The following is a 13,955-nucleotide window of genomic DNA, read 5'->3' on the forward strand; positions in this document are numbered from 1 at the left end:
TTTGAATCCCTCAAACGCACCGAAGGCTTAAGATACGCAAAAGTGGAATACGAAGAGCCATTTTCAGTGGTTTTCCGTGTTACGCGTCGTGGAAAGGTCCTTGCTCGGAACGCTGGGATACGTGCGATAGGGAGCCATAAAGGACGCTGTAGTGAAAAGATGCTCCAAAGTCGACTGTGACATGGTATAATATCGCCTCTCTACGACGGACACGCGCCGTTTGGATGAGGATGACGTAGCTTGGATAATGTTGGTTTTGTAAAAATGACACTATTTCAAATGGCATGACCGTATCAATCATTTTTAGGTTAAGCATCTCCTTGTATTCCTGGCAATTGTGATGGGTCTCACAAGAATTGATTGGTAATAGGGCGGGTTTTGTTGTTATGATCAATAAAAAATTAATGATGTAGGTGGCGATGGCTCGCTGGGTGTAGGCTTTTGCTGCTTTCCTTATTCATGTATTGCTGAACTTGGGATTGTCCATGGCGCTTTCTGTTGCAACGCTTGCATCCTCCTGGCGCTTCGCCGAGGCGATAGCTGTCATGGCGGCACAGTTCGGCGATCAGTTCGATGAGACGCCACGATTGGCGCGTGCGCTTGTTTCGCACCAGCGCTGGATGATGACCCAAGCCGCCTTTGCGCTCTATGCGGATCACCTGGCGGGACGCAGTAGCGGTCCTGGAATGACGGCCAGCGGCTTGGTGGACTGGATTTGCCAGACCGAAATTGCCAGCCGCAATACGGTTCTGACCTATGTCGATCAATTGCTATCCTATCGCTTCATCCGCCTTCACCCCGCCAGCGCCAAGCGCCCGCGCAGTTTTGAGGCAAGCGAGGCCAGCATTGACGCCATGCAGCGATGGCTTGGCGTTAATCTCGCCGTGCTCGATCATGTCGATGGTGGTGAGCGATTGCAGCACTTTCGGCAGCGTCCAGAATTGCTTTTCCTGGTTCAGCCGGAATTTGCACGCCTGTGCCTTGATGATCGGCAATGGCGTGAGCCAGGTGAGCGTATCGGCCTGTTTCTTTGGACGGAAAGTGGTGCTCTGGTGATGGATAGGTTCATATCCCTCACACCCAATGCAATCCTTGAGGATGATTTCTACGATTTGGGGACAATTGACATCCCGGCCATGGCAGAACGTTTCGTGATGTCACGCACCCATCTGCAAAGAGCCTTGAGAAAGGCCGAACAGCACGGTTGCATTCGCCGTAACGGATCGGGCCGGGCCAGCCACATCTGGCTGGCGGCAGACTTCTATCAGGAATATCGCGATTGGCTGGCGCGCAAATCAGCTATTCTCGATGCGGTCTTTGAAAAAGAGGTGATGCTGGCCGCAGGAGTGGAACAAGCACATCCGCAAAACGAACCTATTGCGGCAGCGCGTTCGGTATCAAGCAGAGGATGCTGAACGAGACGCCGCAACCAAGGATGTTTCAGTCAAAATCCATTCCAGATGAAAACCGCCGTCCCGCTTTCAAGCGGGATCACTTTAAAATGGAATGGCTGCCTGCAGCACGGTGTCACCCCCGTCGGTGCGGGCGGAACGGCTGAAATCGCGCGATGCGCTGACCGCCGCGTGGATCTGTTGAATAGCCCGCATCGGGCGGATTGCGAGGCGTCTGGCCTTTGTCCCGTCGAAACTGTGGGTCATCGAATGTCTCTTTCCAATCGTATCCAGGCCGTAGAGGCCAATTGTTCGCAGGCGACATAGCCCATGCGGTAATAGCTATGCAGGCCCTTAAGCGAACGGATTTGCCCGCGCACTGTTTCGAACTTGCTATGGATTGGCCGTGTAATGCGTTTCCGGTTCATCGTCCTGGTTCCTGTAAAGGGTCCTCCCAAGACTGTGCGGCGATTGCCGACCATTCATGTCCGACAAACACCTGCAACAGTGGATATATTGCACTGCAATATCGAAAATTCAATGGCTCTAAAATGATGACTGCCATGCGGTTTGCGCATGGGTTCGTTGAGAAAGCGAACAACCGGCAATCGTAGCAAGCTGTGTGTCAAGCCAATCGCTGCCGGAAGGCGAGAAGATCTCGCCAGGCTAGTGCCTTGGTGGCCGGGGCTTGCAGCAATTCCTGCGGATGAAAGGTTGCCATGGCCGCAACGCCGTGACCGCCTGCGGCCACGTCACGCCACTCGCCGCGCATTGAATGGATTGTCGCCGTTCCACCGAAGAAGAATCGGGCGGTGAAATTGCCGAGCAGGAGAACGGCCTTCGGTTCAGCCAGTGCGATTTGTCTCTCTATGAAGGGTCGGCAGATGGCGGCTTCAGCCGGGGTTGGCATGCGGTCACCAGGGCCGCGCCAGGGAATGGCGGTGGTCAATAGCAGCGCGTCGCGACGAAGGCCAATGGCAGCAAGCATCCGGTCGAGAAGCGCGCCAGTCCGGCCGGAAAAGGCCAGACCTTCGCGATCGTCATCGGCTGACGGAATGGGGCCGATCACCATGATGCCTGCCTCAGCGGGGCCTTCTGCAAAGATGGTGGAGCGGGCACTGGTCTTCAGATTGCAGCTGGAAAATCCTTCCAAAGCCGCTTTCAACTCAGCCAGCGAACGAGCGCTCTCGGCGGCAAACCGGGCGTCGTTGATTGCCGTTTCATCGGGAATGGCAAGCGGTGTCGATGCAGCAGGCCGAGGCGCCGGGCGGTCGCGGTTGAGGGCAGGGCCATTCTGCGAACCGACAGGGGCGGTCGCCATCCGCTGATCTGAGGTCCGTTGGTCCCGGGCCTGAACTGGGGCCTGAACTGGGGCCTGTTGTGGCGCAGCCCTGGTCCGTGCCTCCCGTTCTGTTGCAAATTGTGCGATCCGGTCAACAGGCGCATCTTCCACAAGCCAATCCACCCCGGCTTCGGCGTGAAAAGCCAGAAGGGCGGCAAGTTCGGCGGCAGTCATGTCCTGAGCAGCAATCATTGGTCTGTTCTAGACAAGCAATTGGCAGAAAGGAACAGAAAACCGTATTTTCTCCCGGTTATGCGGTCCAAAGAGCAATATCGTCGCGGTCGCCAATCAGCGCCAGTCCATGGGCAATCGATACCATTTCGCCGCCGCTCTCGATTCGGTCCTGGCTGAAGCGCTCGGTGAAGATCCGTCGAACTGCCGGAACGAAGGATGTGCCGCCGGTCAGAAACACCTTATCCACGGCGCCTGCCTCGGTGTTTGTCCGGGTGAGAACATCATCGAGTGCCGATTCGATGCGTGTGAGATCGTCGGCAATCCAGCTCTCGAAATCCTGGCGCTTGACGGTCTTGCGGCCAGCCGCGCCAAGTGGCGAGAAGTTGAATTCCGCTTCATCCGCCGCAGACAGCGCCATTTTGGTGGAGGATACCGCCTGGTAGAGCGGATAGCCTTCGTCATGCTCGACCAGGTCGATAAACAGCTCCAGTTTGTCGGGGGCGAGGCTTTGGCGTACCAATTGTTTCAGATCGGCGAATTCCTTTGAGGACTTGAACACCGACAGCTGGTTCCAGCGCGAAAAGCTGGTGTAATAATTGCTTGGAATATCCAGGATCTTGTCGAAACTCTTGAACTGGCTGCCCTTGCCAATTTCAGGTGCCACCAGATGCTCGATGATCCGCGCATCAAACTGGTCACCGGCCAATCCGACGCCGGAATAGCCGACTGGTACTGCCGACAGCACGCCTGCCTTGCGCTCGAACCGGATCAGCGAATAGTCGGTGGTGCCGCCGCCGAAGTCGGCGACCAGCACGGTGGCATCTGTCGTCAGGTGCTGGGCGAAATAGAAGGCCGCGGCCACCGGCTCATAGACATAATGGATTTCCGGAAAGCCGAGCCGGGTGAGTGCTTCGTTATAGCGGCGCATGGCAAGCTCGGGATCGGGGGAGGCGCCAGCGAAATGCACGGGCCGGCCCGCGACGATGCGGCTGGCAGTCGCAGGCCAACCATCGCCAGCATAGGTTTCCAGCCGTTTCAGGAACACTTCCATCAGGTCTTCGAACTGAAACCGCCGTGCATGGACCAGCGTACCCTGAAACAGTGCCGAGGCGGCAAAGGTCTTGATCGATTGCAGGAAACGGCAATCGCCGGGATTGTCGATGAACTGGCGAATGGCGGCTTGCCCGGCCTCCACCTTCAGGGCACGCGCGCCAAGCTGGGCATCCTTCATGAAGGACAGCGCCGTGCGCATGCTGTCGGTGGTTCCGGCCATGGAGGTGAATTGCACCGAATGGGTGGTGGTCTCGTCGATGCTCTGTGCCAGGACCGTGTTGGTCGTGCCGAAATCAAGCCCAAGCGCGTTTGCCATGGCTGCTGCTCCCTGATGCCTGTCTATTGGCGTGAATGATTGGACGGTTGCGGGCGCGCCTCTGCCTGAGAGGGGCTTTGCTTAACGAGCGGGCCTGATGACACAGGCTGGGGCAGGATGCAAGGATCGATTTCCAGAAAGAGCCGCTGTCAGCGCGCCTACGACTTGACAGATGAAAGCGCCGCGTTCGGTCAAACGCGGCGCTTTGAAGCGGCAATTATGAACTGCGTGAGGTTATCGCAAAATCCGGCCCGACCCCCAGGTCAGGACAAGGCCGAACAGGGCCAGCAAGCCCCCCCAGATGATCCAGGGGCTTTGGTTGATCATGAAGCTGGATTGTGGGTAGGGGAAAATCCCGGCACCCTGCGCCATCCACAGAATGCCCATGGCGATGGCCAGCAAGCCGACAATTGTTAAAGCCCAACGCACGACAATCATTTGACTTGCTCCCGCTATTCAGCCGCCATGGCTGGTTTGGATGGCCCATCTTCGCTGTTTGCCGCGTGGTGACCCTTGTCGCGGCGAACGAGCCGGGTCAGGAATTTGCCGAACCGGTCCATTTCCACGAAGATGACAGGTGTGATGAACAGTGTGAGCAATTGTGAGACGATCAGGCCGCCGACAACGGCGATCCCGAGCGGCTGGCGGAGTTCGGAACTGGCGCCATGGCCAAGCGCAATGGGCAGTGCTCCGAGAAGCGCGCAGAAGGTGGTCATCATGATCGGCCGGAAACGCCGCACACAGGCCTCGTGAATGGCCTTTGCCGGTGTCTCGCCATGCTCGCGGATCAATTCCACCGCCACGTCGATCATCATGATCGCATTTTTCTTGACGATGCCGATCAGCATCAGCAGGCCGATCAGTGCGATGACCGACATGTCGAAATTCAGCAGTTTCAAGGCCAGAAGCGCCCCGAAAGCCGCCGCTGGCAGGCCGGAGAGAATGGTGAGCGGATGGATGAAGCTCTCATACAACACGCCCAGCACCACATAGATCGTCAGCACGGCAGCCAGGATCAGCAGGCCGGTATTGCTTTGCGACTGCTGGAAAATCGCCGCCGTACCGCCATAGGAGGTGAAGACGTCATTGGGCACGCCAATCTCGGTCTTGATCTGATCGATCCGGGCGGTAGCGTCGCTCAGCGATATGCCGTCGGGCAGGTTAAACGACACTGTGGTCGAGACCAGCTGGCCGGTCTGGTTGACAGTGACAGGCGCGTTATGACGCTTGACGGTGGCGAAGTTTGACAGCGGCACCAGCGTTCCCGTGGAAGAAGACCGCACCAGGATATCGCGCAGGAACTCGTCGTCCCATGGCTTGTTCCTGTCGAACTCGACGATGACATCGTAGCTGTCGCCGGTCGACTGAATCTGGGCAGCATTATAACCGCTGAACGCCATTTCCAGGGTCTTGCGAAGCTGGTCGTTGGTAATGCCGAAAGCAGCGGCCTTGCCATTGTCGATGTTGATATCGGCAGCAATGGCATTGTTCTGCGCATCGCTGGTCACATCGGTAAACAACGGATCCTGGCGCATAGCGGCCTGGATCTTCGATGACCATTCATCGGTTGCTGTCGTGCTCAGTGCCTGGACGACGAGCTGATACTGGCTGGCGGTGCTGCGGCCACCGAAACGCAGATTCTGCTGTGGTGTGATATAGCTACGGATACCGGCGATCTTGGACAGCTTCTGTCGCATCTCGTTGAGGGTTTGAGCGAGAGGCGGACGGTCGTCCTTCGGTTTCAGCTGGACGAAGATCGTACCGTTGTTGAGCGGGCTGCGGCTTGAGCCACCGACGATGGAGGTGACATGATCGACAGCCGGATTGGTCTTTAATTCGTCGGCGACCTTTTGCTGAAGATCGCGCATGGCCGCATAGGAAATATCCTCACGGGCCTGGGTGCTGACCGTCAGCCGGCCAATATCTTCCTGTGGGAAGAAGCTGGATGGCAGCGTGTGGAACAGCCAGCCGGAGCCTGCGATGGAGGCCACAAAGACCATCATCACCACAAAACGGTGGTTGAGACACCAGCGGACAGACTTGTCATAGCCGCTCTGCGTCTTGGCAAAACCGGCGTCGAACCAGCGCACGATCAGCGGTGGGCGGCTGCTGTGGGAGGAAATGCGGGCTGCCAGCATTGGCGTGACCGTCAGGGACACCAGGGCGGAAGACAGAATGGCCATGGTGACGACCATGCCGAACTCATTGAACAAGCGTCCGACAACACCACCCATCAACAGGATAGGAATGAATACCGCCACCAGTGAGATCGACATGGAAATAATCGTGTAGCTGACCTCGCCGGCGCCTTTAAGGGCGGCCTGAAGCGGCGGCATGCCTTCTTCGACATGGCGCAGGATATTTTCCAGCATGACGATGGCGTCATCCACCACCAGACCCACCGCCAGCGTCAGGCCGAGCAGTGAGATATTGTCAATACTGTAGCCAAGCACGTACATGCCGCCAAAGGTTGCAATCAGCGAAAGCGGCACGGCAAGACCGGGAATAAGGGTCGCGGTCAGATGGCCGGTGAACAGATAGATGACCAGGATGACAAGGGCGATGGTGAGGAACAACGTGAACTGAACGTCATGGATCGCCTCGCGGATCGAGTTTGACGAATCGTTCATCACATTGATCTTCAACGAAGGCGGCAGCTGCTTTTGCAGGGCAGGCAGCTTTGCCATGATCTCGTCGACCACTTCGACGGTATTGGCGTCCGGCTGTCGCTGAATGGCGAGGATGATCGCCTGTTTGCCATCGAACCAACTGCCCGCGTCGAGATTGTCGACACTGTCGCGCACATTGGCGACATCGGAAAGGTGGATTGGGGCGCCATTGCTGGTGGAGATCACCAGTGACTTGAATTCCTCGGCATTGGTGCGCTGAGTATTGGCATTGATGGTCAGCGACTGATTTGCCATCTGCAAGGTGCCGATTGGCACCTGGCTATTGGCATCGGCAATCGCCGAGGTCAGCGTGTCGACGCCAAGCCCGCGCGCTTGCAGCTTGGCGGGATCGACACCGATCCGCACCGCGTAGGTCTGCGAACCATAGATACTGACCTGCGCCACGCCGTTCAGTGTCGACAGCAGCGGGGAAATGATATTTTCCGCAATCGAATCCACCTGACTGCGCGGCATCTCATCGCTGTTGATGGCCAGGAGCAGCACCGGCGAGTCGGCTGGATTGGTCTTGCGATAGCTCGGATCCGACGTCATGTTGCTGGGCAACTGACGGCTGGCGCGGGAAATTGCCGCCTGAACGTCAGCGGCGGCGGCATCGATATCACGGTTCAGGTCGAACTGGAGAACGACGGAGGAATTGCCCAGCGAGTTGGTCGCGCTGATTTCGCTGATCCCAGGGATGGTCTCGAACTGCTTGATCAGCGGGGTGGAAACCGACGTCGCCATGGTTTCCGGCGAGGCGCCTGACAGGGTCGCCGTCACGTTGATGGTGGGAAAGTCCACCTTGGGCAGAGCGGCCACCGGCAAAAGCCGATAACCGGCCAATCCAGCCAGGACCAGGCCGATGGCAAGCAGAATGGTGGCAACAGGCCGATTGATGCAAAAAGCAGGGATCATCGGGTGATATCCTTCGGCTCGTTTTCAGCCACTTTCTGGCCGGCAAACTGTTCCAGAACAGTCTGGCCGTCGGCAAGCTGCACCTGGCCTTCGACCACGACGTGATCGCCTTCCTTGAGACCCGAGGCAATCGCCGTCATGTCGCCATTGGCACGCAGGACGGAAACCTTGGTCGCCTTGACCTTGCTATCGCCATTGACCGTATAGACAAAGAAGCCTTCAGCGCCGGGGCGAACCGCGACAGTTGGCACGAGGATGTTACGGTCTTCGGTCTGGAAGCGAACAGTAACATTGGCGCTCTGTCCGGGCCAAAGAATGCCCTTGTCGTTTTGAAACTCTGCCTTGACGAGAATAGTCCCCGAGGAGGTGTCCACGCTATTGTCGAAGAAGGACAGCTTGCCTTGAACCGGCACGCCGCCGGTCGAGGCTGGATCGACATCGACCACAACATCCTTGCCGGCAAACGCCTGATGCAATTGCGGCAGGTAGCGTTCCGCCATCTGGAACTTCACATAGATCGGGTTGTAACGGGTGATGCTGACGATAGCGGTTCCGGCGCTGACATAGGCGCCGATGCTGAGCTGGATACTTCCGAGCCGGCCATCGAAGGGTGCCCGGATTTTCATATGCTCCAGGTCGACCATATCGGAGGCCAGCGTGGCCTTATCGGCATCAACCTTGGCGGCTGCCGAATCTCGCGACGCCTTTGCCTGTTCGTAGGCCTGCTGTGATTGCGCATTTTGCTTGAGCAAGCTTTCCGCACGCGTCAAGGCAGCCTCGTATTCGGCCAGGCTGGCCTGGTCGGAAACGATATTGGCCTGGTCCTTGTCCACTGTCGCCTTTGCGATCCGGTCATCCAGCCGGGCAATCAGATCTCCGGCCTTTACTTCCTGTCCGTCCTTGGCGATCACGTCCTGAAGCAGACCGCTCTTGAGGGCCGCCAGTGTCGTGGTATCCTCGGCTTCGGCCCAGCCAGTCGCCGTGGCATCCATTGGCAGATTGCCCATGCTGACCGCAACGGTCTTGACCGATGCTGGCCCGCCATTGCGCCGGCCACCACTCTTTCCGTTCCCCTGGCCGCTCCCTTGGCCACTTCCCTGGCCAGCCGGTTTGCCGGCTTCCTGTCCTGCTGGCTGCCCATTGGCTTGGGCCGTTGCCTGTTCGGTACCCGGTTTGTGGCCCGCCGTCTGGCTGGCTTGGCTCAGAAACGGAACCTTGTCGAGATAAGGAATTTGGTCGCGATATATCCACCCGCCGACGGCAAGGATTGCGATGATGCTGGAGGCGGTCCAGAATTTTTTCATGTGTCAGGGCCTGATAAAGCTTGAGCTGGTCGTTCATCCTATCATTATTGAATTAATGCACCGCGAAAATAACAGTGAAGCACACTATCGATCAACTCGCGGTGAGTTATCCTTAAATTCTTGTAATAAACTTGTATTTAGTGACAGTAACATTCGTTCGTCACTAAATACGGCGGTTGGGCTACTGTGTTCAAAGAGATTTGGCGGCGCCGCCATCGACCCGCAGCATTGTGCCGGTGATGTATGCGGCAGGGACCGAGCAGAGAAAAGCACCTGCGGCGGCAAATTCTTCCACCTTGCCAAGCCGTCCTATCGGGATGGTTTTGATCGAGCTTTCGCGAACCTCTTCCAGCGTTTTACCTTGGCGTTTGGCATTGGCGCCGTCCAGTTCATCAATCCGGTCGGTATGGATCCTTCCGGGCAGGAGAAGATTGGCGGTGATGCCGAAGGAGGCTATTTCGGAAGACAGCGTCTTGTTCCAGCCGACCAACGCGCCGCGCAACGTGTTGGAGAGTGCCAGATTGGCGATTGGCTCAATCACGCCAGACGAAGCAACGGTGAGAATCCGTCCGAAGCCCTGCGCCTTCATCTGGGGAACCAGCGCGTTGGTCAGCGTAATGATCCGCACCACCATGGACTGAAAAAAGGTGTGGAGCTTTTCATCGTCCATGTCTTCCACGGTGCCGGGTGTCGGCCCGCCGGTATTGTTGACGAGGATATCGATGCCGCCAAGTTTTGTGGCGATGGCTTCAACGAGCGTGGCGACAAAGTTAGTATCCGAGAGATCCGCCACTACATAATCCGCCTTGCCGCCAGCCTTGACGATGTCAGCGCAATTGGCCTCGAGCTTGTCTTTTGTGCGTCCGCAGATCAGCACATGCGCGCCTTCGGCGGCCAGTGCATTGGCGATGCCTTGCCCAAGTCCGCGGGATGCGGCGAGAACAACCGCCCGCTTGCCGGAAATGCCAAGATCCATTGTGACTTCCTTTTTGTGAATGACGATGCGATTTTCACGCGAACCTAACAAGCGGGGATGCAAAATCAAAGGCGTAGAAAGCGATAAGCTTCGGTGATCAAGGATGTCACACATTTCCTGCTCTCCCAGTAATTGACGTGCACGTAAACGGAAGATATTCTTGCGCCTCATAGCACCCAGCAGGGATTTCACGCCTTGCCCTGTCGCAACCTGGCTCGACAAGCCCGGTTTGATTTGACAAGGAAGAGGTCCATCTGGGGAAAAAGCCGAGCGGAGAACAACGATGAGCGAACAAGAGCTGCCCGAGCGCGAGAGCATGGAATTTGACGTGGTGATTGTTGGGGCAGGGCCTGCGGGCCTATCGGCTGCCATTCGCCTCAAGCAGGTCAATCCCGATCTGACGGTTGTCGTGCTGGAAAAGGGTGCGGAAGTCGGCGCCCATATCCTCTCCGGGGCTGTGGTCGATCCGGTTGGCGTCGATAAGCTTCTCCCGGATTGGCGCAAGGAAGCCGATCATCCGTTCAAGACCGAAGTCACCGCCGACCATTTCCTGTTTCTCGGTCCCGCAGGCTCCATTCGCCTGCCCAACGCCCTGATGCCGCCGCTGATGAACAATCACGGCAATTACATCGTCTCGCTCGGCAATGTCTGTCGGTGGCTGGCGGGCCATGCCGAGGCGCTGGGCGTCGAGATCTACCCGGGCTTTGCCGCCACTGAACTGCTTTATAATCAGGCTGGCGCGGTGATTGGTGTTGCCACCGGTGATATGGGCATCGAGAAGAACGGCGAACCCGGTTCCAGTTACACGCGCGGCATGGAATTGTTGGGCAAATATGTGCTGATCGGCGAAGGCGTGCGTGGCTCGCTTGCCAAGCAGTTAATCGCCAAATTCGATCTGTCACGCGAGAGCGATGTGCAGAAATTCGGCCTCGGCATCAAGGAACTGTGGCAGGTCAAGCCTGAGCACCATAAGCCCGGCCTGGTCCAGCACTCATTCGGCTGGCCACTGGACATGAAAACCGGTGGCGGCTCCTTCCTCTATCATCTCGAGGATAATCAGGTCGCGGTCGGCTTTGTCGTGCATCTGAACTACAAGAACCCCTATCTCTATCCCTTCGAGGAGTTCCAGCGCTTCAAGACCCATCCGGCGATCCGTGAAACCTTTGAGGGTGCTAAACGGATTTCCTATGGAGCGCGGGCGATTACCGAAGGCGGCTATCAGTCGGTGCCGAAATTGTCCTTCCCCGGTGGGGCGCTGCTGGGCTGTTCGGCGGGCATGGTCAACGTGCCGCGCATCAAGGGCAGCCATAATGCCGTTTTGTCGGGGATGATGGCGGCGGAAAAGATTGCCGAGGCAATTGCGGCGGGTCGCGCCAATGATGAGCCGGTCGAGATCGAAAACAGCTGGCGCGGCATTGAAATCGGCACGGATTTGCGGCGGGTGCGAAACGTCAAGCCGCTGTGGTCGAAACTCGGCACGGTGCTGGGCGTGGCGCTGGGTGGGCTGGATATGTGGACCAACCAGCTTCTCGGCTTTTCTGTCTTCGGCACGCTGAAACATGGCAAGACCGATGCTGAGAGCCTTGAACCTGCTGCAAAGCATAAGAAGATCGACTATCCCAAGCCGGATGGCGTGCTGACCTTCGACCGCCTGTCCTCGGTGTTTCTGTCCAACACCAATCACGAGGAAGACCAGCCGGTGCATCTGAAGGTCAAGGACATGGCGCTGCAAAAGTCCTCCGAGCTTGGCGTCTATGCCGGTCCGTCCAGCCGCTACTGTCCCGCCGGGGTTTATGAATGGGTGGAGAAGGAGGGCGAGCCGAGTTTCGTCATCAACGCCCAGAACTGCGTCCACTGCAAGACCTGCGACATCAAGGACCCGAACCAGAACATCACCTGGGTGCCGCCACAAGGAGGCGAAGGACCGGTTTACCCGAACATGTAATGTTCGGGTAGGGCGGTCCGCACGGACCTCCGTCAAGGGGAGCGGCGAAGGACCGGTTTATCCGAACATGTAATGTTCGGGTAAGGCGGTCCGCACGGACCTCCGTCAAGGGGAGCGGCGAAGGACCGGTTTATCCGAACATGTAATGTTCGGGTAGGGCGGTCCGCACGGACCTCCGTCAAGGGGAGCGGCGAAGGGCCGGTTTATCCGAACATGTAATGTTCGGGTAGGGCGGTCCGCACGGACCTCCGTCAAGGGGAGCGGCGAAGGGCCGGTTTATCCGAACATGGAATGTTCGGGTGAGGTGGTTCGCACGTCCTTACTGCCTGCATAAGGCCGTTGGTTGGATATTTTTGTCAACCGTACCGGTTTGCACTTGAAATGCCTTGCGAAAGCTGGTGATCGTCTATACGAAACATCAATAGGTCAGCAATATTGACCTATTGACTGATTTGAGGAGATCACCTGTCATGTCTGCCGCAACTGCAAAGCCGGAATTCATCGTCAAGCCGAACGCAAACCCTATGCCGGAAGCAGAGCGCCTTGAGGCGTTCCAGAGCCTGGGCTTTGGTACGCTGTTCAGCGACCATATGGCGGTGATTCAGTGGAATGTGGTGAAGGGCTGGCATTCGGCGGAGATTACCGCGCGCGGGCCATTTGCCATCGATCCGGCAGCCGCGGTGCTGCATTACGCCCAGGAAATTTTTGAGGGCATGAAGGCGTATCGGACGGCGGAAGGTCGTGTCGTGCTGTTTCGCCCGGACGAAAATGCCCGCCGTTTCAACGAGTCTGCACGGCGCATGGCGATGCCGGAAATTCCTGAGGAGCTGTTTCTCGAAGCCATCGATAAATTGGTCAAGGCCGATGCGAAGTGGATTCCAGACGGTGAGGGCAGCCTCTACCTGCGGCCTTTCATGTTTGCCAGCGAAGCTTTTCTGGGTGTGCGCCCGGCGCGCGATTATATTTTCTGCGTCATCGCCTCGCCGGTCGGCCCCTATTTCAAGGGCGGCGCCAAGGCGGTGAAGATCTGGGTTTCGGAAAACTACACCCGCGCAGCCCCCGGCGGCACGGGTGCCGCCAAATGCGGCGGCAATTATGCGGCAAGCCTGATTGCCCAGCAGGAAGCGGTTGAGCATGGCTGCGATCAGGTGGCCTTCCTGGATGCCGCCGAGCATAAATGGCTGGAAGAGCTGGGCGGCATGAACGTGTTTTTCGTCATGGACGATGGTTCGCTGGTGACGCCGCCTCTAGGCGGCACCATCCTGCCGGGCATTACCCGTAATTCGTTGATCTCGCTCATCAAAGACCAAGGCATGAAAGTGCATGAACGCCCGTATTCTTTCGAGGAATGGCAGGCGGATGCCAAAAGCGGCAAGCTGAAAGAAGCCTTCGCCTGCGGCACGGCCGCTGTGGTGGCTGGCATCGGCGAGGTCAAATTCACCGATGGTGGCTTTGTGATCGGCAATGGCGAAACCGGGCCAGCCACCCTGAAAATCCGCGAGCAACTGGTCAATATCCAGCGCGGCAAGAGCAATGACCCGCATGGCTGGGTCCGCCGGATCGAAGGCGTCTGATACAAAAGGCCGGTAGTGATCCCGGCCTTTTTAATTATATTCTCAATAGTAAATATGATTTTCTTTTCTATGTCTCGGCGTGATTTACTGCCTGACGTGTAATATAAAAAACTACGCATTCTACGGTTGTCTGAGAATTTTCACATTTTGCGCATAATTTGTTCTTACATATCACCTGGTTAGGTATGCAGGTTTCCCTTGCAAGCCAAGCAAACTCACACTTCCTTTGTTCTCGTTCGTCTTTCGGGAAAATCGCATTAACTTTTCCCCGACAGACTGTAAGGGCTGTTGAAGAT

General features: G+C 57.3%; 11 protein-coding genes. 3 read left to right on the forward strand and 8 right to left on the reverse strand.

Translation table 11 applies throughout. The features are described 5' to 3' along the window. The first annotated feature begins 485 nt into the window (after positions 1–485). Positions 486–1,415, forward strand: coding sequence for a hypothetical protein (locus tag AVI_RS05440; RefSeq protein WP_015915409.1), 930 nt, complete (start codon positions 486–488; stop codon positions 1,413–1,415). An 81-nt stretch (positions 1,416–1,496) separates the two neighbouring features. Here the strand turns inward: AVI_RS05440 and AVI_RS31000 are convergent, their stop codons facing one another. The 8 genes from AVI_RS31000 to AVI_RS05470 form a co-directional block, all read right to left on the reverse strand. Then, complete coding sequence (locus AVI_RS31000; protein WP_156582633.1) at positions 1,497–1,658, reverse strand: hypothetical protein; 162 nt, start codon at positions 1,656–1,658, stop codon at positions 1,497–1,499. Next, positions 1,655–1,819: a hypothetical protein gene (locus AVI_RS31005; protein ID WP_156535192.1), complete on the reverse strand. Its 165-nt coding sequence runs from the start codon at positions 1,817–1,819 to the stop codon at positions 1,655–1,657. Before AVI_RS31005 ends, AVI_RS31000 begins: the two co-directional genes overlap by 4 nt. Positions 1,820–2,016: 197 nt before the next feature. Continuing rightward, entirely contained in the window at positions 2,017–2,925 is a 909-nt protein-coding gene (locus tag AVI_RS05445) for a uracil-DNA glycosylase (RefSeq protein WP_015915410.1), read from the reverse strand. Between the two features lie 58 nt (positions 2,926–2,983). Beyond that, complete coding sequence (locus tag AVI_RS05450) at positions 2,984–4,276, reverse strand: Hsp70 family protein (RefSeq protein WP_015915411.1); 1,293 nt, start codon at positions 4,274–4,276, stop codon at positions 2,984–2,986. Between the two features lie 234 nt (positions 4,277–4,510). Beyond that, positions 4,511–4,714 carry a hypothetical protein gene (locus tag AVI_RS05455; RefSeq protein WP_015915412.1) on the reverse strand — a complete coding sequence of 68 codons (204 nt, stop codon included), beginning with the start codon at positions 4,712–4,714 and terminating at the stop codon, positions 4,511–4,513. 14 nt (positions 4,715–4,728) lie between these two features. After that, the gene (locus AVI_RS05460) at positions 4,729–7,860 is read right to left on the reverse strand and encodes an efflux RND transporter permease subunit (protein ID WP_015915413.1); all 3,132 of its coding nucleotides are present in this window, start codon (positions 7,858–7,860) and stop codon (positions 4,729–4,731) included. After that, positions 7,857–9,164 (reverse strand): efflux RND transporter periplasmic adaptor subunit, encoded by a 1,308-nt coding sequence (locus tag AVI_RS05465; RefSeq protein ID WP_015915414.1) that lies wholly within the window; start codon positions 9,162–9,164, stop codon positions 7,857–7,859. The genes AVI_RS05460 and AVI_RS05465 overlap by 4 nt, the downstream gene beginning before the upstream one ends. A 190-nt stretch (positions 9,165–9,354) precedes the next feature. After that, on the reverse strand, positions 9,355–10,140 hold the full coding sequence (locus AVI_RS05470; RefSeq protein ID WP_015915415.1) for an SDR family oxidoreductase: 786 nt from the start codon (positions 10,138–10,140) through the stop codon (positions 9,355–9,357). Positions 10,141–10,423: 283 nt separating this feature from the next. Between AVI_RS05470 and AVI_RS05475 the strand changes: the two genes are divergently transcribed. Beyond that, a complete protein-coding gene (locus AVI_RS05475; protein WP_015915416.1) occupies positions 10,424–12,085 on the forward strand; it encodes an electron transfer flavoprotein-ubiquinone oxidoreductase in 1,662 nt (553 codons plus the stop codon). Positions 12,086–12,555: 470 nt separating this feature from the next. Then, positions 12,556–13,659 carry a branched-chain amino acid aminotransferase gene (locus AVI_RS05480; protein ID WP_015915417.1) on the forward strand — a complete coding sequence of 368 codons (1,104 nt, stop codon included), beginning with the start codon at positions 12,556–12,558 and terminating at the stop codon, positions 13,657–13,659. Positions 13,660–13,955: the final 296 nt, after the last annotated feature.

Source organism: Allorhizobium ampelinum S4 (assembly GCF_000016285.1).
GTDB classification, from domain to species: Bacteria; Pseudomonadota; Alphaproteobacteria; order Rhizobiales; family Rhizobiaceae; genus Allorhizobium; species Allorhizobium ampelinum.